The organism is Campylobacter concisus (genome assembly GCF_002913545.1).
Taxonomy (GTDB): domain Bacteria; phylum Campylobacterota; class Campylobacteria; order Campylobacterales; family Campylobacteraceae; genus Campylobacter_A; species Campylobacter_A concisus_AV.
On record NZ_PPBR01000103.1, the window covers coordinates 1 to 19,006 of the forward strand.

General features: G+C 34.6%; 18 protein-coding genes. 8 read left to right on the forward strand and 10 right to left on the reverse strand.

Translation table 11 applies throughout. The features are described from left to right. Positions 1-247: 247 nt before the first annotated feature. The 6 genes from CYP05_RS06580 to CYP05_RS06605 all read left to right on the forward strand — a co-directional run bounded on the left by CYP05_RS06580 (position 248) and on the right by CYP05_RS06605 (position 6,895). Positions 248-2,002 carry a response regulator gene (locus CYP05_RS06580; protein ID WP_103642365.1) on the forward strand — a complete coding sequence of 585 codons (1,755 nt, stop codon included), beginning with the start codon at positions 248-250 and terminating at the stop codon, positions 2,000-2,002. 90 nt (positions 2,003-2,092) lie between these two features. After that, a complete protein-coding gene (locus tag CYP05_RS06585; protein ID WP_103642366.1) occupies positions 2,093-3,274 on the forward strand; it encodes a Cj0814 family flagellar-dependent secreted protein in 1,182 nt (393 codons plus the stop codon). Positions 3,275-3,300: 26 nt separating this feature from the next. Then, on the forward strand, positions 3,301-4,104 hold the full coding sequence (locus CYP05_RS10175; RefSeq protein ID WP_103642367.1) for a hypothetical protein: 804 nt from the start codon (positions 3,301-3,303) through the stop codon (positions 4,102-4,104). Between the two features lie 13 nt (positions 4,105-4,117). Further along, positions 4,118-4,909, forward strand: a complete 792-nt coding sequence (locus CYP05_RS06595) for a cell surface protein (RefSeq protein WP_103642368.1) — start codon at positions 4,118-4,120, stop codon at positions 4,907-4,909. 15 nt (positions 4,910-4,924) lie between these two features. Further along, on the forward strand, positions 4,925-6,091 hold the full coding sequence (locus CYP05_RS06600) for a Cj0814 family flagellar-dependent secreted protein (protein ID WP_103642369.1): 1,167 nt from the start codon (positions 4,925-4,927) through the stop codon (positions 6,089-6,091). A gap of 12 nt (positions 6,092-6,103) precedes the next feature. After that, complete coding sequence (locus CYP05_RS06605) at positions 6,104-6,895, forward strand: cell surface protein (protein WP_430747662.1); 792 nt, start codon at positions 6,104-6,106, stop codon at positions 6,893-6,895. Positions 6,896-6,999: 104 nt separating this feature from the next. On the opposite strand, the gene CYP05_RS06610 is transcribed toward CYP05_RS06605, so the two are convergent. Next, the gene (locus CYP05_RS06610; RefSeq protein ID WP_103642370.1) at positions 7,000-8,106 is read right to left on the reverse strand and encodes a Cj0814 family flagellar-dependent secreted protein; all 1,107 of its coding nucleotides are present in this window, start codon (positions 8,104-8,106) and stop codon (positions 7,000-7,002) included. A gap of 391 nt (positions 8,107-8,497) precedes the next feature. On the opposite strand from CYP05_RS06610, the gene CYP05_RS06615 reads away from it, so the two are divergent. Then, the gene (locus CYP05_RS06615; protein ID WP_181001184.1) at positions 8,498-8,908 is read left to right on the forward strand and encodes a hypothetical protein; all 411 of its coding nucleotides are present in this window, start codon (positions 8,498-8,500) and stop codon (positions 8,906-8,908) included. Positions 8,909-8,933: 25 nt separating this feature from the next. After that, a complete protein-coding gene (locus CYP05_RS06620; protein ID WP_103642371.1) occupies positions 8,934-9,746 on the forward strand; it encodes a cell surface protein in 813 nt (270 codons plus the stop codon). 70 nt (positions 9,747-9,816) lie between these two features. On the opposite strand, the gene CYP05_RS06625 is transcribed toward CYP05_RS06620, so the two are convergent. The 9 genes from CYP05_RS06625 to csx20 form a co-directional block, all read right to left on the reverse strand. Then, a complete protein-coding gene (locus tag CYP05_RS06625) occupies positions 9,817-10,524 on the reverse strand; it encodes a hypothetical protein (protein ID WP_103642372.1) in 708 nt (235 codons plus the stop codon). A gap of 72 nt (positions 10,525-10,596) precedes the next feature. Beyond that, on the reverse strand, positions 10,597-11,697 hold the full coding sequence (locus CYP05_RS06630; RefSeq protein ID WP_258031532.1) for a Cj0814 family flagellar-dependent secreted protein: 1,101 nt from the start codon (positions 11,695-11,697) through the stop codon (positions 10,597-10,599). A 636-nt stretch (positions 11,698-12,333) separates the two neighbouring features. Next, complete coding sequence (locus tag CYP05_RS06635; RefSeq protein WP_103642373.1) at positions 12,334-13,929, reverse strand: relaxase/mobilization nuclease domain-containing protein; 1,596 nt, start codon at positions 13,927-13,929, stop codon at positions 12,334-12,336. Positions 13,930-13,976: 47 nt separating this feature from the next. After that, positions 13,977-14,306 carry a plasmid mobilization protein gene (locus tag CYP05_RS06640; protein WP_103642374.1) on the reverse strand — a complete coding sequence of 110 codons (330 nt, stop codon included), beginning with the start codon at positions 14,304-14,306 and terminating at the stop codon, positions 13,977-13,979. A 345-nt stretch (positions 14,307-14,651) separates the two neighbouring features. Further along, complete coding sequence (locus CYP05_RS06645) at positions 14,652-14,939, reverse strand: type II toxin-antitoxin system RelE family toxin (protein ID WP_035167048.1); 288 nt, start codon at positions 14,937-14,939, stop codon at positions 14,652-14,654. Further along, the gene (locus tag CYP05_RS06650; protein ID WP_103642375.1) at positions 14,929-15,180 is read right to left on the reverse strand and encodes a type II toxin-antitoxin system Phd/YefM family antitoxin; all 252 of its coding nucleotides are present in this window, start codon (positions 15,178-15,180) and stop codon (positions 14,929-14,931) included. The genes CYP05_RS06645 and CYP05_RS06650 overlap by 11 nt, the downstream gene beginning before the upstream one ends. Before the next feature lie 54 nt (positions 15,181-15,234). Continuing rightward, on the reverse strand, positions 15,235-17,043 hold the full coding sequence (locus tag CYP05_RS06655; protein ID WP_103642376.1) for a site-specific integrase: 1,809 nt from the start codon (positions 17,041-17,043) through the stop codon (positions 15,235-15,237). A 586-nt stretch (positions 17,044-17,629) separates the two neighbouring features. Next, on the reverse strand, positions 17,630-18,631 hold the full coding sequence (locus tag CYP05_RS06660) for a helix-turn-helix transcriptional regulator (RefSeq protein ID WP_181001185.1): 1,002 nt from the start codon (positions 18,629-18,631) through the stop codon (positions 17,630-17,632). After that, positions 18,631-18,990: a CRISPR-associated protein Csx20 gene (gene csx20, locus CYP05_RS06665; protein WP_103642378.1), complete on the reverse strand. Its 360-nt coding sequence runs from the start codon at positions 18,988-18,990 to the stop codon at positions 18,631-18,633. The genes CYP05_RS06660 and csx20 overlap by 1 nt, the downstream gene beginning before the upstream one ends. Positions 18,991-19,006: the final 16 nt, after the last annotated feature.

A 19,006-nucleotide genomic window follows, 5' to 3' on the forward strand; every position in this document is an offset into this window, starting at 1 on the left:
AGATCTAAAAGATATACTAGCTAGGATTTTAAAGCTTAGAAATTTAGAGCTTAAAAAAGATCACACGCTCGAGGGGCTAGCAAGTAAGATAATGGATGTTTTAAAAGAATTTGATGAGAGGACGAAGACAAAAGAGCTTTAAAAAATATAACATAGAAGGCATTCGCTCTAAGCCCTTTTAGCTCCCATACTATTAAACATTTTTTATATTTGCCGATATAAGCTATATATTTTAAAAGGATTTAAAATGACGATATCACCAAATTTAGAGCCCATAAATATAAATTTACCCAAAGATATGATCTATTCAAGGGTCCTTCTTGGCGTAGATAGAGTGCAAACTTTAGACAATACAAATTTAAAGTCTGAGCTTAAAGACATCGCTACTAAGCTTATCTCAAATAGCACTTACTCTATCATCCAAAGCGCCAGCACCAGTGGCGTGAAGTCAGAGTATGCTAAAGCAGACAACGGGACAAACGATGCTTTTTCTTATGTGGATATACAAAGAAGAAACTGGGACAAAAAAGACTTTGCAAACAAATATCTCTTTGGCGAAGATGCCTCAGCACTAAGAAAAGTGGATCAAACTAGAACCTATTTTTCATCTATAAATTCAAAAACTCCCATTAAGCCCATTGCGGCAGCAGATACTAAATTTACAAATTTAAATGACTACGCCTATGAAAAAACTATAAAAACCTCACTGGGTGATGTGGAGGTCTTTTTGGATCTTTATGACGATAATGACAAACTAGGCATAGGCAAGCTAGATGCAAATGGATTTTTATTTAACTTTGATAGCAACAAGGACGGAGTGATAAATTCTGGTGATAAATACTTTGATAAGCTAAAGGTTAGAGGCTATGACAAAGATGGAAATGAGAAAATTTTCAAACTAAGCGAAGTTATAAGCGAGATAAATCTTAACGACTTTATCAAAAAAGATATTAGAAATTTAAGCCATGAGACTATGGACTTTGCTAGCAAAAACACGGTTGATTACAGAGTTAGTTTAAACAACTCAAACCCTTATACTCTATTTTCAGCCGAGTATCGCTACCAGAAGATAGACAAAGAAGAGACTAATAAATTTTTCAAAGACCATGCAGACAAAGACGGCTGGGTAGATCTTAGGGATAATAAGATATTTAACAAAGAGAGCGGCTTGAACAACTTTGCCTATGAGAAAGTTGGCTTTGATGGCAAGAAAAAGCTTAGCGAGTTTAACCCTATCATAAAGCCTGCTGGATCTAAACAAGATGAGAGCTTTTCATACGCAGGCTATCAAAAAGATAGCTTTGTGAAATTTTATAACGACTACCAAAAAGAGTCTAGCGCCCACAGCAAAGATGTAGAGTGGATAAGTAAAAATTTAAAAGAAAATGACGTAGAAGACGCAGATGATCTCATCTCAAAGCTAAAAGCCACAAAGTCATCTTATATGATTGCTATGGAGAGTGAGTTTGAAAAAGCAACTGGGCTTGATTTTAGTCTAGAAAATTTAGAAAAAGTAAAGCATGCTTTTGAGAGTGATACGAGCAAGGCAGCAGCTGCTCTAAAGGACACGGACAGTGTAATAGCTATGAAGCTAAACAAAGATGGCACGATTACGCTTAAATTTGATAGCGGAAGAGAGCTAGAGGTAAAAGAAATTTATAGCGACACTGGCAAGCTAATCAGCAAAGACGACAAAGATAGCAAAAGAGCAAGTATAAATTTAGATGCTAAGAGCATGAATGATGTAGAGCTAAATAGACTTGACTTTAAAGATATAGGCATAAAGCAAGATGATAAGATATCTAGCCTAAAAGAGCTTGGGGCAAAGCTAGTTAAAAACCTCTCTGATAAATTTACAAGTAAATTCCTAGTCGGACTTGAAAACGGCAAAAGTATCACCACTAAAGAAATTTACAACATCACCTACCTTGAAAATGACCTAAAATTTAAAGAGCTATCTAGCAAAGATAGGCTTTATAAAAAGGTAGATGCGAGAGTTTAGGAGTAAATTTATGCAGACTAAAAACCTTTGTAAAATAAATCTTTTCACAAAAAAGACGATATCTTTAGCATGAAGCTAAAAGGATATTAGATGATAAACGCACTTAGTAGTTACGCCTTAAATTTAGAGCAGAACATAAAGGTATCAACCAAAGTTTCTACCAACCAAACCAGCTCAGAGGTTTTAGGCTACAAGGTAGATAAGGATGGCTACTTTACAGATGAGTTTAATAAACAAGCTGGCATCCCAATTGATTATAAAATCCACTCAAGCACGCTGGAGTCTTTAGTCAGGATAGAGACGCAGCCTGACTATATGCAAAGGGCTTTTGACAGCATCGATATACTAAAAACTGTAAATAATGCCTACAAAGTTCTCTCCCAAGTAGTTGGAGAAGACACGCTAAATTCAAAAGATAGCTTTAGCTTAGATGAGATAAGAAATTTCCCTCAAGGCTTTTCTTATAACCGCCAAAGTATGCAAGTAACCAAGATCCATAACTCCATTCATGAATTTGGCTCGGCTGCGGCTGATTTTAACGGCAAAGAGTCAAATAAGCAGATGATAAGCACGCTTTTTTTCAACCCAAGCTTTGATGGCGGAGACGGCAGGCAGCCATTAAAGCCAACAACAGATATCTTTAACAACAACAATGGTGGCAAAGAAAATACGGTCATTGGTGTATTTATGGATCCGCATGGAGAGAAATACACTAATAAAGATGGCTCAATAACCAAAGGCGGACTTATAGCAGCCGTCATAAACAACAACCTTGATGTGAGAGAGGGCGAGACAACAGCACAAGGCAAAAGAGAAGGCTATGATAAGAGCATAGATAGTAAAGAATTTAATAGGGCATTTGAGCTGTTCGAGCTTATGGGTGAGATGAAATTTGGACCTGGCTTTATAAATGCTACTGATAATGACATAGCTGGCATGCCTAAATATATGCAAGACTACATCAGATCTAAAAGAGACTTTGTCTATATCGACTTAGAAAGTGGCTTTGTCAGCACTCCTGAAGATAGACGTAGGGGATATGAAGAAGACGAACTATCATTTAAAAAGATGATGGAGCATAATCTAAAAATGCTAAAGCTACTCTTTGGTGAGATAGACAAAGACGGCAAAAAGAGCAAAGACTTTATGGATAGCTTTTTAAAATTTAGCATGCCACCTTTAAATTTAGTAAAAGAGCTAAATGAAAACCCAGCTGGAAAATATCTAGTAGATATGCTTGGTATAAAAAGAGATGTTGATATAAAGGCGTAAATTTAAAAGAAACTAAGGACAGTAAAATGCAAATTTCTAATAATCTTTCAACTCCTAACTATCTCTCAAGAGAGAACATAGCAAGGGAGATGGGCTTTAAATTTAACGATATAAACGAGATACTTAGTAACGATATGGGTCATGGTATGACATTTACTAAGTATGCAAGGCTAGATGATAAAGAAAGAGCAAGAGAATACGACAGATACGATCACTCACTCACTGGCTTCGTAAAAGGTGAAGGAGAGCCAAAAGTAAGCATACTTGGCAAGCTAATGGGTTATGACGACGCTTTTTCAAAAGATGAGATAGATGAGCTAAAGAAATTTATAGATGATAGCGGTGCTTTAGGGCTTGAGAGAAATCCAGCATTTGAGCCAAAGGGAATTTTCAAAGATCCATTAAATAGTAAAAAGCTTAGCGTTGATGATTTTATAGATCAGTTTGCAAATAAAAAAATCCTCTCTTTTATAGCTTTTGGCGGTAGTAAGACAGCTGAACTACTTGATAGCGATATGAGTGTTGATGAGTTTAAAGGTAAATGGGCTAAATTTGCACTAAAGGAGCGCTTTGGTTTAGAGCTTGATGAGGAGCTAGCAAAAGATACTATAAATTCTATCAACGATCTTGAAACACAAAACGAAGAAGATAAGAAAGAGAAGAAATTTACACCTATACAAGTTACTAAAAAGTCTCAAACCTATAAGTTTGAAGCTGATGAGAGATTTAAAGAGATATATAAATTTATAAAGAGTGAATTTGATAGTGGCAAGAGTATGTTTGAAATTTTAGAAAAAGTGGCAAAGCTTAAAGTGGATAAGACGGCATAAGGGGGGAGTTAAAATGATAACTAGCATAAACGGACTTAGCAACACACCGATACAAGAAACCACTATCCAAAAAGAAAACATGGCTAAAGATACCAAAGATGATGAAAAGGCTAAAATAGAAGCTTTATGGTATAGCCCAGTTGGAAAGAGTATAAAAGAGATTATTGACATAGACGAAAATGAAGATAATTGGGTTGCAAAAACGATAAGCAAAATAGACAATATGCTTTCTAAGCGTTACAATACCGAACAAGATCGCAACGCCATGTCGATGAAACAGCCAAGAACTTTAGAAGAAGCAAAAGATCAAGTCCTTATAATGTATTCTGATATATTAAAGGAAAACTCTGTTGATGGCAAGCCAACCATGATGGGCAAACTAATAGGTCTTGGCACAAAAGAAGAGGAGGCTGACCTAAGAGCTTTTATGGATAGCATGTCTTCTCTTTATCCAAATAATAACAAGGAGTCGCTTAGTCTTTTAGATAGAACTGACCTAAGTATAGATGAATTTAAGACTTTATTTGCCAAAGCAAGAGAAAAAGCTACAAAGGATGTTGAAGAACAAAGAAAGCAGATAATTAAGGAAGAACAAGAATACAATGCAAATTTTGCTAAAGAGCAGGCTGAGAAAAAATTTAAACCTATGCAGGTTAAGAAGAAGTATGAGACCTATGATATAAACAAGGATCAGAAATTTCTATATGCAAGAGAGCTTTTAAATTTCAAAGAAAAAAGAGGCATAGACGTCTTAGAACTTATGCAAAAGATAGACAAGAAGCAAATTTTAAATAAGATGGTTTAAATTTAAAGGATCAACATGATAAACGCACTTGGTAGCTACCCCTTGAATTTAGAGCAGAACATAAAGGTATCAACCAAAGTTGCCACTAAACAAACCAGCTCAGAGGTTTTAGGCTACAAGGTAGATAAGGATGGCTACTTTACAGATGAGTTTAATAAACAAGCTGGCATCCCAAGTGATTATAAAATTCACTCAAGCACGCTGGAGTCGTTAGTCAATGTTGCAGAGGGAACTTCATTTTTTAGTCGCACCTTTAAAAGCATAGATATAGCAAAGACTGCTGGCAATGCTTATAAAATACTCTCACAAGTAGTTGGCGAAGATACACTAAATTCAAAAGATAGCTTTAGCTTAGATGAGATAAGAAATTTCCCTCAAGGCTTTGAGTATAACCGCCAAAGCATGCAAGTAACAAAAATTCATAGCTCTATTTATGACTTTGATGCAGCTGCTTCTAGCTTTAACTACAAAGAGTCAAACAAACAGATGATAAGCACACTCTTTTTCAACCCAAGCTTTAGCAGCGGAGATGGCAGGCAGCCACTAAAGCCAACAACAGATATTTTTAACAACAACAATGGCGGCAAGGAGAGTGTGGGAAGTGGTGTTTTTATCGATCCACACGGCGAAAGATACACAAATAAAGATGGCTCAATAACCAAAGGCGGACTTTTAGCAGCCGTCATAAACAGCAACCTTGACGTAAAAGAAGGTGAAACCACCGTTTTTGGAAAGAAGCAAGGCTTTGATAAGAGCGTAGATAGTAAAGAATTTAGTAGGGCATTTGAGCTATTTGAGCTTATGGGCGAGATGAAATTTGGAGCAAATTTCAACAAAGCAAGCGACTCTGATCTAGCTGGTATGCCTGCATATATGCAAGAGTATGTTAAGTATAAAAGAGACCTTGTCTATGTAGATCTAACGACTGGGTTTGTCGGTAAGTATTCAGATGAAGAAGATGAACTATCATTTAAAAAGATGATGGAGCGCAATCTAAAAATGCTAAAGCTACTCTTTGGCGAGATAGACAAAGATGGCAAAAAGAGCAAGGACTTTATGGATAGCTTTTTGAAATTTAGTATGCCACCTTTAAATTTAGTAAAAGAGCTAAATGAAAACCCAGCTGGAAAATATCTAGTAGATATGCTTGGTATTAAAAGAGATGTTGATATAAAGGCGTAAGGGGGAACTGAAATGTTTATTACTACCTATAATGGATCGATGCAATATAAAGAAATTTTAGATGACTACATAGCTCACGGCAATAAAAATTTATCTGCAGAAGAAGAGAAAGCTAAAGTTGATGCTTATATGCAAGGACCATTTGGTGCTGGACTAGATAAGATAATCGGTATAGAAGAAGGAACGGACGACTGGATAACAAAAACCATAGATAAAATAGATAGTATGCTATCAAACAAATACTCTCCAGAAGAGCGAAGAGCTCTATACGGAAAATATCCAGAAACCATAGAAAAAGCGATAGATTGGGAGCTTCAAGGCTATATGGATTTTCTGAGGGATAACTCTATAGATGGCAAACCAACAATAGAAGGTAAGATGATAGGTCTTGGCACAAAAGAAGAGGAGGCTGACCTAAGAGCTTTTATGGATAGCATGTCTTCTCTTTATCCAAATAATAACAAGGAGTCGCTTAGTCTTTTAGATAGAACTGACCTAAGTATAGATGAATTTAAGACTTTATTTGCCAAAGCAAGAGAAAAAGCTACAAAGGATGTTGAAGAACAAAGAAAGCAGATAATTAAGGAAGAACAAGAATACAATGCAAATTTTGCTAAAGAGCAGGCTGAGAAAAAATTTAAACCTATGCAGGTTAAGAAGAAGTATGAGACCTATGATATAAACAAGGATCAGAAATTTCTATATGCAAGAGAGCTTTTAAATTTCAAAGAAAAAAGAGGCATAGATGTCTTAGAGCTTATGCAAAAGATAGACAAGAAGCAAATTTTAAATAAGATGGCTTGATAAAGATAAGCCTGTAACACTTCTAAGCCCAATTTGCTGTTTAAAAAGGCTATCTATTGTAATAATATGGATTTCTTCATCAAGTTACTTTTATACATGAAATTCTACGCCATGTCCTTAAAAATCTTATTGCCATCAGGTAATGAGAATATACTACTTATTGTTTCTTTATCACTCTTGTTTATGTCTAGCGCATTGTTTTCAGATAAAAATTTAATGTAGTTCTTAATATTCTCAGGCTCATTTTGCAATATTGAAGCTTCCATTTTTATCTTTTCTAAGAGCTTTGCAGTAGCTCTTGCCATTTGGCTTGTCCTTGCAAACACTTCTGGCTCTAATCTAGTCTCTCCGCCATCTAGCACAGTATGTCCTGCACTCTTTAAAAAGCTCATAAAGATAGCCTCTTTTGTATATCCATCATCTCTTTGGTATGGTGACATATCAGGGTTGAAAGCTAGCCAACTTGGATTTTGATCAGTACTCATACTCTTTGGGGAAAAATTTAGCTTTTTTATGTTGGCATCATTATCAGCTACTTGATCACTTAGATAGTATAGATTGGTTACTTTTTCATTGCTTCTATCTACCATCATCTTTTCAGCTTGGGCATTTAGTGGCTTAAAGCTGATACCTTTTACTCCATTTGAGCTAAAGCCAGTTGGCAATCTTGAAAGATCTACGATGCCATAGACTTCTTTGTTTGGTAGATCTTTGCCTACTACTTGATTAAATATATTGTAGTATTGCTTTATAGTATTTGCCATATCAATATTCTCATATATTTTGGTTTGCTCATGTGGTGCTTTAAATACATTAAACAAATGGCTACTTTGACTGATATTTGCTATCTCTTCAAGTGTGCTTTTATGTATCTTAAAATTCTCAGGAAGTCCAGCGGCTTTATTAAAATCAGCTCCCATAAAGCCTGCTAAATTTACACTATATCCATATGCCGTAGAACTTAACATGTCAGACATAAATTCATTTTTTGGATATGTTATTTTGGATTTTTTAGATAGTGCAGTGGTATCAAAACCTGTATTTTTTGCAATGTCAGGATTCTTATCAAGTTCAAGATTATCCATTTTAAAAGTTATAGGATCAGACATTCTTGAAAAGCTTACAACTCCTGCTTCTTTTTTAGCTTTTAGCTCTTTTGCGGTGCTTATTATTGAACTATATTTTTGATCAGTTGAACTAACTACGCTCATTGCTTATCCTTTAAATATGGTTTAGATATTTTTCAGGATAAGCAAATTGCATTCCATTATCAGTTGCTAGTATATGCTTTAAATTGTTCTAAGATTACTCCAAAGTCTCTTCCAGAATATTCAGTATGACTCTTGTCTGTCCTATAAACCTATAAATAGTGTGTTGGATTTATTCCAACTCCAAGCCTCATTTTTGCTATAAGTAAAGTTTGTGGCGGTAGGTTCCCACCTTCAGGAGGATAATAACAGAACTCCTTGTAGTTTAGGGTTTCTCAAAATCTAGTTTTGAAAATTGTGATTTTCATAGGTAGATTTAATAAAAAATAACTGATATCAATTAAATTCTAAATTAGTGCTATAATCTTATTAGAACTTTTTACAAGAGGAAGTTATGTTTAAAGTTGCCATGCTTGGCGGAATTTTAGTTGCAGGTGCTAATGCTGAAGATTTTTTAGTAAAGGTTACAGTTGGTGCTTTGAGTGATGTCTCTAGTAATGTTAAAAAACTAGATGCCGCTGATATGAATGAGGTTAGGGGAGGACTGGAATTTAAAGAACCTTGGAAATTTTCATACAATGAATCTGGGGCATATGCAGTAATAGAAGAAAATAAAGACAGTAGATATATAAAAGAAGAATATAAACAGGGATTGGGCGTATATAATCTCCCTGGCTACTATCTCGCATACACTGTTAAAAGAGAGATAAAATCTAGCCGTTACGGCAGATATCCTCTTTTTACTTACAGTGCAGCGGCATACGTGGTTGGTAAAAATTTAAGTGGCCTACAAATTTTATTGTAGGCCATTACTTTCAAAGGAATTGAAAATGATAACTAGCATAAACGGAATTAGTAATACAGCAATGCAAGATAATACTATCCAAAAAGAAAAGGCAATAGAAAATGTAGTCAAAGAAGACAAGCAAGACAAAAGCGTCAGCGAAGAAAAATTTGATTATTCAAAGTATATGTTTAGACCCTGGACTGATAATGTAAAAGAATTTATTGATATAGACCAAAGTAAAGAGGGCTGGATAACAGATACTATCAATCGAATAGATAATATGCTATCTGATTACCCCATGAAAGAAAGAAGAGCTTTAGCATCAAAATATCCTCCAGAAACTATGGAAGAATTTAGAATTGGAGAGTTACAAAGCTATATGGATTGGCTACTTACAAACTCTGTTGATGGCAAGCCAACAATAAATGGCTTTATGATTGGTCTTGGCACAGCAGAACAAGAGGCTGAGCTAGAAGCTTTTGTAAATTCATTTTCTGAAGACACTATGATGAGTAATGATGGTGCTGCTTTGTTTGTTAGAGCTGATCTAAGCATAGAAGAGTTTAAAAAGCTTTATAGAGAAGACGTAGAAAAAACTACGAAAGAGCATAAAGAATTTCTAGCCAAACTACACAAAGAAGAACAAGAATACAATGCAAATTTAGCCAAAGAGCAAAGCGAGAAGAAATTTAAACCTATGCAGGTTAAGAAGAAGTATGAGACCTATGATATAAACAAGGATCAAAAATTTCTCTATGCAAGAGAGCTTTTAAATTTCAAAGAAAAAAGAGGCATAGACGTCTTAGAGCTTATGCAAAAGATAGATAAGAAGCAAATTTTAAATAAGATGGCTTGATGGAGATAAAGCAGAACGACCTTGTCATAGGGTAACTTAGCAGCAACTTGCACTAAATACAAAGATAAATTTAAACCTTTTTATCGACAACCTTTTTGCCATTTTCTTCAAGTTTTTGCATGATACGAAGCACGTCTATTCCTCGTTCTCTCTCAAGTTTTTGAAGTTTGAGTAAATATGAAAATTTCTCATCCTTAGTAATGTCATAAGTTTCAGTGTTTTTGCTATGTCCCTGAATAGGCTTAAAATTCTCTTCTTTTATATCATTTGAGCCCGGCTCATTGTTTTTATTATTTAAAATTCTTTGAGCTTCTTCATTCATAGCATCTACTTGTGCAAAAAAGTCTTCATTGCTCTTTTCTAGCTTCTCTGCCATCCTTGCTCTATCTTGTAGCCAGCGTTCTTTAAATTCACTGATGCTAAGATCAGCTGAGTTTAACAACTCATCACTAATGTCATCAGATATCATTGGCATAAAATCGCCTGTCTTGCTCTCTTGTATAAAGCGCAACAAAGAATTTGCTTCGTCCTTGCTTATCGAGCTATCAAGACCTGTTGCTTTACCCCAAATGGTTATCCTACCATCAGCTGCAATGCCACTCATATAGTTTCCAAAAATGCGCTGTAGAGCGCTATTTGCTACAGCGTTATTGCTATCATCGTTTATTTTATTTTTATCAGGTTGTTGCTCTGCTTTTGCTTGTATATTTTTCTCTTCCGCTCCAGCTGGCTCATACCTCATATTTTGATATGTAAATCCATTTACACTGCTTATCATATTTAAAAGCCTTTTGTGTTTCTTAATTGGTAAATCGACCTTTCAACAATTTAGTTTATATGTGACTTCTCTCTAAGCAAAAGTCTTACTAATAGAACTTATCCTTTCGCTCCAAGAATTTGCTAGAGAATTTATATCCTCTCTAGTTGGCTTAAATTTCTCATATTCGTTTGAGGTAACACTTTCTGCGCTAGTGTTCTTTGATCTTGCATACATTAAAAGCGTTAGCTCTTTAAGCCTTTCTTTTATGAGCGCCTTTATACTCTCACTATCTTTACCCACTTTTTCAAAATCCACAAAATACTCTTTATGCTCTCCAGTGCTTGAGATATCATTTAAGGCAGCGCTACTTAGCTTAGTCTTTGCACTATCACTTGGTAGTGGTCTAGAGCTGCGCAAAAATCCCATGAAAAGAGCCTCCTTACTGTAACCTTCATCTACTTGATATACCGACATATCAGGGTTAAAGCTAAACTCATCACCTGCTTCGCTCATAGTAAAATCAACCTCTTTTACTATGAGCCTAACGCCTGCACTTGAAAGCTCTTTGCTAAGAGATTTAGCGCTATTTAGCTCATCAGTGCTAGAGTAGATATTTGAGATAGTGGAGTTTGATAGATCTTTTAGCAAATGTCCTTTGGCATCGTAGTGAGTACCTTTTGTACTGTAGCCTTTTGGTAGTTTGCCTATATCTGCAAGGGTGTAGCTCTTTTTATCATCACCTAAAGCAGAGGTCATTTGATCAAATAGTCTGTAGTAGTGCTTTATGGTGTCAGCCATATCGATATTATCAAAGATCTTTATCTGCTCGTCCTTGCTTTTGATGCGATTTAGCACATGGTTGCGCTCGGCAAATCGACTAAGCTCATCAAGCGTGCTCTTGTGGATTTTAAAGTCCTGTGGCAAGCCTGCTGCTTTATTAAAGTCAGCTCCCATAAAGCCAGCTTTATCTACTGTGTAGCCATAAGCTTGAAGGTCATTAAAATTTAAAGAGGCGAGGCTGTTTTGTGAAGAAGTGGTGTAAGTAAATTTAGCTGGCTCTTGGCTTGGCTCGCTAATCTCTTCTTTAATACTTTGTTTTATAAGATCACTAAAATTTGTAGATCTATCTTGTTTGTGTTGTTGCTTAGTGTATGAATTTACATTTGTGCCTAAGATGCTAATATCATTCATGGTTTGCCTCCTAGCTTCTTGTATGATACCAAGCAAAACGTATTCCAACCCACAAAAATAAAAAATCAATCTATCTATGGGTTAAATTTATTATTTCAAAGCCTAATATCAAAAATCAATAAAAGATGCAAAATTACTTTTTTTAGCTTCTTGTTTTTTAAGTTTTAATTAAAGTAATCATAAAATAATTGACTATCCAAATTTATCAGTCGAAATAAACAAGTGACAAATATACCAACCACAAAAATACAAAAAATTTACTTTTACTAAGTCATTCTTTGGTGGGACTGGTTTAATTATAGTATGTTCTAATATTCAATTCAGATATTAGGGCGAGCATACTCTATGTAGCTACAAAATGTTACCATTTGCAGCTCCATAGAGGCTCGCAAGGAGAGCTTGCCGCTCCCTTGACCCACGCTTAAAAAATATTTTCTTTATTAAAGTAGCCATGCAAGATGGGCTTTTTTAATAAAAACTTAAGTTTATTAAAAATAAAAATAATTAGACTAAATTATTTTTGTGATCTGTAAAATATATTTTAGTAGATTTTTAAAATGACAACGTAACAAATAAGGTTTTTTGGAAGTAATAAATGAGATGGTTTGTCTAATAAACTTAATATAGTCGCTAAATTTAAAACATATCTTCTAGGCTTTGAGTTTTTTCCTTGCATACATCACTCACATGGTGATGTATGCTGGCTTTTTGGGTGTATTCACGCTCCTCTATAAATTCTCTACATATTCTTGTAGCCTCTTGTACTCTATCTGTAAGCTCTCGTATTCTTCTCTCAAATTTTGGAATTTTTCTTCTGAATTTTTTAATTTTTCTTCCAAGCAAGATATTGAACTCTCGTACATATCTCTTTGTTGCTGCAAAGATTCCGTTAAGGCGTCGTTGCAATCTTTGTTCAAGCTCTTGACTTTCTTTGTTAGCGCTGTCACATTTGTCCGTAATATCACAAGCTCCTTCTCGCAGTCTTGTTGCAAATTCATTATTTCTAATTCGTGTCTGTTCCTTTCGTCTTCGATCATCTTGGTCAAGCGCTCGTTCTCTTCTAGCAATGCTTTCTCTAATGCTGTCATCCTCTACTCCATTTTCATTAATATAAATTTCCTGCGCTCGTTCTCTGTTATCTCTTCGTCTTTTGGAATTGATATGTAATATTCCCTCTGGGTCTTGTCTGCAGTAGGTTGGCTGTATCTCCATTGTTTTGGTATCGTCCAAGCTACTTCTTCCTTTAATATCATTGCGTGCACTACCCAGCCAATTGCTATTCCCAAAATTAGTGCGGTAGCAACTGATAGCGAGATTATCACCGATCTGTCCTTGTGATGCAAGGATATTGTTTTTTGAAGTTCTTTCGACATATCTTTCTTGATTAAATCTATCTCTTTTAGCAATAAGCTCCTCAAGTTTTCGCCTATTTTCTCTACACTCTGCTTGTGTATTTCTATCATGGAATTCTCTAATTCTTCTGCTTGAGCTTTGGCTGAGTTCTCCAAGTCTTTGAGCACTGGTGAAGTCTGCATCGTATATTCCTCCTTTTAGACGATTTTTTGTTTTTTTAGTAGGCAGTATGATCGTTATGCCTTTTTTGTTGATCCTGGTTATTTCGATACCATTTTGTTTAAGAAGTTCAATCATGTGGTCTCTATTTTTAATATAGCCTTGCTTAACCAGATCGTGCAACTTTTGGTCTAGCTCTTCTAAATTTTTATAATGATTGATGTTTTTCTTGCTAGACAATATAGTTTGCTCTTTTGCTGGATCATCTGGACTTGATAGTCCATACTCATCGTTAATGATCTTTTTAATTAGATCTATTCTAGTTTGATCATATTTAGCAAAATAAGGATTAAATGACCTGTCTGTTTCAAGATCTATCTTAGGGATAAGGAAATTTAACTCAAGCCGTCCATCCTTATCAGAATGCTCTACCCATAATACATTTGTACGTTCAAGCATATATTCACCCAAAAGAGCACGTTCAAAATCCTTAATGATTTTTAGTTTTTGCTCTTCAGTCAAAAAGTCATACTTCTCTTCAAATGATAAAACACCAAAACAGGTCTTTTGTTTATAGGTGATGCCTTTTATAATAGCTCTAGTTAAATTTTCATCACCTTTTATAACTCTTGCTGTTCCAGCAGCTTTTCTCTCATTTAAAAGATAATTTATGCTCCCAAGGCCACCACCAGTATAAGTACGAAGAAATTTAACTAGCATCACTAGTGCCTTTATTTGTATTGATGCAAAGTAAATCAAGCAACATATTATTTACCCAATGCTTCATACACTTTATGTAAGACATCATTATCGTCTGCTATGATCTTGATACCAACTCTATCTAGGCTTTTCCCACTATTTAATTTGGCGGCTATTTGGTTCATGTTTTGTCCATGTCTAGATAGCTCAATTAGAAGTTCCCTTATAATTGGTGCATAAATCTGCTTAGACAACATAGCTCTTAGGGCAAATTTTGAGAAAGTTAGGCCACTTTCTTGTAATTTATCATTAATTACCAACCATTCTGCATTACTTAGCCTAAGTCTTTTAGTTATGACTTTGGTTACCTTGCGTTTTTTTATCTTTTCAGAACTCACGTAAATTTACTCCTAATCTAAGAAGAAGCCACTCAAAAAATCCTATGCCATAAAAATTTTTGTCAGACTTGCTCTTTAAATATCTTTTAAGGTTATTTTATAAAATTTCACAGCCTAAAACAAGGAATTCGTTAGGCTTCAGGCCGCTAAAATGCGTGTTTTTAAAAAATACTATGAAATATATAATATAATTTTTGTAGCTTTTAAATTTCTCTTAGAAATTTAGTCTAGTATGAAATTAAAAAAATAAAATAATAAGAATATAGGGGTTATACTCATCATAAAAGAAGCACTACAAGTTAGTCAAATTTATTCATTGATAGTTAAAGATAAGAGACTTTATGCTTAGTTAAATTTATCCTTTAGCATCTCGTATACTTCGTTATTCTCTCTTTTGCCAACAACTAGCACCAATACTACGATCTCGTCATCTTTTACTTGATATGCCAAGCGATAGCCGACATCTCTTAGCTTGATCTTATAGACATCTTCATAGCCTCGTAGCTTGTCCTTAGCAACCTTTGGATTTTCTAGACGCTCACTTAGCTTCTTTTTAAACTGCACTTTTATGCTATTGTCAAGCTTTTGCCACTCTTTTAAAGCACTTGGCAAAAATTCTAACTCATAGCTCATCTAAGCTTACTTTTACTGGCTTTTCACCACTTACTAGAGCAGCGTCTACTGCTTTACTTAGATGATACTCTTCTATTATCTCTGCCATTTTTTCATAGACAGCACTAGGTACTAGATATGCGCTAGGGACATTGTGGTTTAGTATAGCCACGACATTATCTCCAGCTTGTTTTAAAATTTGAGCTGGAGACTTTTTTAGCTCGCTTATGCTAGCTGTAAAATTTGCTTGTATGGTTTGCATTTTTATCCTTTATTTAATACCTAAAATAATACTAAATAAGATATAAGAATAGTCTTAAAACTCATGCTTTGAAATTTGCCCATATTCATTTTCATACGATACCATCTCTACTTTAGCCTTTAGCGTGTTAGCGTTAATAGGCTTGGCATAAGTGTTTAGCAAAATTTTATACTGCTTCTCATGCCCTACTATCTGAGCTATAAGATTTGCTTCTACCTCGCGCTGCACTAGATAGTCTATAAAGTAGTGCCTAAAAGAGTAGAATGTCTTTTTAGAGTCTTTGTCTATAAACTTTCTTTGGATCTGGCTTCTAAAAATTTCAGAGAAGTCCTTATTGCTTACCTTAAATATATTTCCGCTTTTCTTGCTATTAACATATTCTAGCAGGCCTAGATCTATGAGCTTACTATGGATAGGCACAAACCTAATGCTGTTTTTGGTCTTGGTAGTTTTACCATCATTTGTGTTTATGTTAAAGCAGTAAATTCCATCTTTTAAGACTATATCTTCTTTATGAAGTTGTGTGATCTCTTTTATCCTCATGCCACTATAAGCAGCTATCATTGTGACGTAGTAGAGCTCATTAGCCTCTATCCTTGAGCTTGGAGATTTACCACTTTGTTTGATACTAGTTACTATCTCAAAGATCTTCCTAGCTTCTGATACTTCGTATGGAAGCACTGCCCTTTCGCTAGGGTCTATGTCTATCTTGACGTTCATTTTTGCAGTTATGCTTTTACCTATATAACCACTATCAAAGCAGTAGTTAAAAAACTGAATAACCCTTATCATATATTTTTGGATAGTAGGCTCAGAGAGTTTATCGTCCTTTTCTCCTAGCTTAAGTATCTGAGATAAACTTTTATCTTTATACCTACTCTTTTGAGCTAGCTTAGTTGGAATTTTATAAAGAAGATCTCTAAATTCAAGCAAGTTATCTCTCGTGATCCTATAAACTGGCGTATCTTCGTTAAAGTATAAAAATAAGAGCTTTTTTACGCCAGTAACTAATCTTTGCGTATCTGGCGACCACTTGTCAGCTCTTTTAGTGTTTGTCTCAAATATCTCGAATGCATCCTTTAAGCTCTTTTGATCTTCTAAATTTAAAGCTGAGAATTGATTGCTAGAGCCAGATGTTGCTTGCAGTACTTGCCTGATCTCATACTCTTTGGTTATTTTGGCGCTAGGATTAAAAATACTAAAGCTACTATCGTCATCTAATTTTATCTTGATATTTTTTGGTGGATTTGGATCCATTATGATATCTTCCATACTTCTATGGTCATTCTTTGTTCTTACTAGCTTTAAATTTGAAGTTGAGCCATACTTTTGATCTAGTATGGCATAAACCGTTTCGCTAATCCTCTGAGCCATAGCCTTAAGCTGCCCATCTGTAATAGGCAAACAGCCGCTATCTTCAAGCTCTTTTATATTTTCTTGAAATGAAGCTATGTCCTTAGCGTCAAACGAACTAGGTTTGGCATGTTTGGCTAAGTTATCACTAGAGTCATCTTCAAGAAAATATTGCTCACGCTTGTCATCAAAGAGCACGCTGCTCTTCTCAAGCTTTGATACAAGATAGTTAAGTGTTAGTATGTTTTTCTCTAAAAGAGTTTGCCCTATGTTCTCTTTATCCATACTACCAAGAGCGCCAGCAGTGTTAGTGATATTGCTTATATCCTTAATTAAAATTTGAGGTAGATCGCCATCTATCAAACTTTGTTTAAAGTAGTCATTGAGCGCATTTAGAAATTCTACATCCATCTTCTTGTTAAGAAGAGAGTGCTCTTTGATACTCTTGCTAAGCTTTACTTTCATAAACGAATTTACAAAAGATTGGATTATGCTATCACTAAGATTCATGTGAACCGCCCTTTTTATCAGGTAAAGATTATTATCTAGAATTTTAGCCCTTTTTCTGGCTTTTTCCAAGAGATTAGTGGATGTGGAGAAGCAAATTTCTCGCTTTTCGTTAAAAAATTTTCTAATGCTTGGAGCAAGTGTAGCTCGGTAGTAATATATACCGTTTCGCTCCCTTAAGTGTTGTCCCATATTTAATAGCCAACCGGTCAAAAATGGAACAGTTTTATGTAATCACTAAGCAAAAAATCGTCTAAAGTGCGTATTTCAGGCTTTTAGGAGCTCATATAAAAAATCCTCATAAGCCGGAGGTCGGGAGTTCAAGTCTCCCCCGTGACACCATAAATACATAAACTACGATATTTCTACAATATTATATTGCAGTCACCTTTCATAAAATATGGCTTAAAGTTTGTAGCAAATTTAAAATTTATGTAGCAAAAATTTAAGCTGACTGTAATTTTAGCATGTTTTTTCATAGATAAGAATTGTCTGAGACGAGAAAAGATTATTCCACGGTACATATTTTAATGCTAAGACATCAGAATACCTATGATTGTGGAATATTGATTTGTTTATTTATACTTTATTATTTATTTAATAAATCAAGAGCAATTTTTAGATCCTCTTTGAATTTATCCCTTAGGCTTTTTGGCTCTAATATCTCAATATCTGGGAGCCATCTCTTTATAAAAGGCAAAATTTCTATATCCTGAGTAAAATCTATACTAAACGTAACACTGCCATCCTCTAAAGTCTTTTCAAATCTTTGAGATGGGAAAAAGCTCTTCATGCCTTTACGAAAATATATAGCTACCTTAGGAGAGGCTTTAAGTAGGGCTCTTTGTGGCATATTTGATGGCAAGCTCATAGCGTTTTGTATTTTATTAAAATACGTTTTGTACTTTGACAAAATCTTTTTTTGATAGTTTTTTGAACTTTTGGTTAAAGATACTATAAAAGTCACCCTTAAAAGCCTAAAATTTTCGTTAGCATCCTCTATAGCCAAATACCAATTTCCATCAGTAAATACTATTTTTAGGCATTTTGCATCGGTTAAATTCTCGACTTCGCCGATATATTTATACTTAATATCTCGGTATTCTCTGTTTGCAACTGCATTACGAAGCTCGCTCAAATACCTTTTACTAGGCTCATCTTGTAAATTTTCTAAAGGATTTGTCTTAAATAAAAATATATCAGAATCTTCTTGTAGCTGCCTAGATACCTCTTTTTCATATTTATCTAAATCATTCAATAAGCTAGGGTCGTTTTCGTTTAGTAAAGTGATTAGCCAGCCTAGATTGTCGCTATTTTTTAAAAGATACTCTAAAACTATGACTATGTCTTTATTCTTATCAGCTACTCTTAATACACCCATAGGTCTTTTGGCATTTTTTACAAGCTTATTTTCTACTATAAATGAATCCCCGAATAAAATTTTAATCTCTTCTATATATCTTCTTAGCGTTCTTTCTTGTATGCCAAATTCGTCTAAAAGCTCTGCATCTGATGGATAAATTTCTCGCTTTTTTACTAATTTTTTTAAAATTTCAAAAATAATTAATGTTTTATTGTTTAACTCCGCCATTATAAATCCTCATATTCTCTAAATCTTGCATGTTTAAATTCTCGTTTTGTTACAACTTTTCCGTTTTCTATATATTCACTTACTATACGCTTTGTAGTAGCATATATGGCGGTCAAACCCATATTTTTTGCGAATTTTATCATGTTATATGTTGCTCCAAAGTCACCTTGAACTAACAGCACATCGCCAGCACTAGCCTGCCCTGTAAGTCTATCTTTGTAGATATTTATGATATTTAATACACTTTTTTCAAACGGATCTATGTCGCTCCACTTTGCATCAGCCATATTTACAAATTTCTCAATTTTTAAATTTTCTCTCGCATCCTCCTCTTGTTCTGGCGTTAGAGCATGATTCATTAAAATAAAAAGAGTT

What these genes read in the sequence shown, in the direction of transcription:
- CYP05_RS10175 (WP_103642367.1), top strand. Translation starts at nt 3,301, where the DNA reads ATGCAAATTTCTAATAATCTTTCAACTCCTAACTATCTCTCAAGAGAG.
- CYP05_RS06625 (WP_103642372.1), bottom strand. Translation starts at nt 10,524, where the DNA reads ATGATAAGCAGTGTAAATGGATTTACATATCAAAATATGAGGTATGAG.
- CYP05_RS06580 (WP_103642365.1), top strand. Translation starts at nt 248, where the DNA reads ATGACGATATCACCAAATTTAGAGCCCATAAATATAAATTTACCCAAA.
- CYP05_RS06605 (WP_430747662.1), top strand. Translation starts at nt 6,104, where the DNA reads ATGTTTATTACTACCTATAATGGATCGATGCAATATAAAGAAATTTTA.
- CYP05_RS06645 (WP_035167048.1), bottom strand. Translation starts at nt 14,939, where the DNA reads ATGAGCTATGAGTTAGAATTTTTGCCAAGTGCTTTAAAAGAGTGGCAA.
- CYP05_RS06585 (WP_103642366.1), top strand. Translation starts at nt 2,093, where the DNA reads ATGATAAACGCACTTAGTAGTTACGCCTTAAATTTAGAGCAGAACATA.
- CYP05_RS06620 (WP_103642371.1), top strand. Translation starts at nt 8,934, where the DNA reads ATGATAACTAGCATAAACGGAATTAGTAATACAGCAATGCAAGATAAT.
- CYP05_RS06655 (WP_103642376.1), bottom strand. Translation starts at nt 17,043, where the DNA reads ATGAATCTTAGTGATAGCATAATCCAATCTTTTGTAAATTCGTTTATG.
- CYP05_RS06610 (WP_103642370.1), bottom strand. Translation starts at nt 8,106, where the DNA reads ATGAGCGTAGTTAGTTCAACTGATCAAAAATATAGTTCAATAATAAGC.
- CYP05_RS06600 (WP_103642369.1), top strand. Translation starts at nt 4,925, where the DNA reads ATGATAAACGCACTTGGTAGCTACCCCTTGAATTTAGAGCAGAACATA.
- CYP05_RS06615 (WP_181001184.1), top strand. Translation starts at nt 8,498, where the DNA reads ATGTTTAAAGTTGCCATGCTTGGCGGAATTTTAGTTGCAGGTGCTAAT.
- CYP05_RS06635 (WP_103642373.1), bottom strand. Translation starts at nt 13,929, where the DNA reads ATGCTAGTTAAATTTCTTCGTACTTATACTGGTGGTGGCCTTGGGAGC.
- CYP05_RS06650 (WP_103642375.1), bottom strand. Translation starts at nt 15,180, where the DNA reads ATGCAAACCATACAAGCAAATTTTACAGCTAGCATAAGCGAGCTAAAA.
- CYP05_RS06630 (WP_258031532.1), bottom strand. Translation starts at nt 11,697, where the DNA reads ATGAATGATATTAGCATCTTAGGCACAAATGTAAATTCATACACTAAG.
- CYP05_RS06660 (WP_181001185.1), bottom strand. Translation starts at nt 18,631, where the DNA reads ATGGCGGAGTTAAACAATAAAACATTAATTATTTTTGAAATTTTAAAA.
- CYP05_RS06595 (WP_103642368.1), top strand. Translation starts at nt 4,118, where the DNA reads ATGATAACTAGCATAAACGGACTTAGCAACACACCGATACAAGAAACC.
- csx20 (WP_103642378.1), bottom strand. Translation starts at nt 18,990, where the DNA reads ATGAATCATGCTCTAACGCCAGAACAAGAGGAGGATGCGAGAGAAAAT.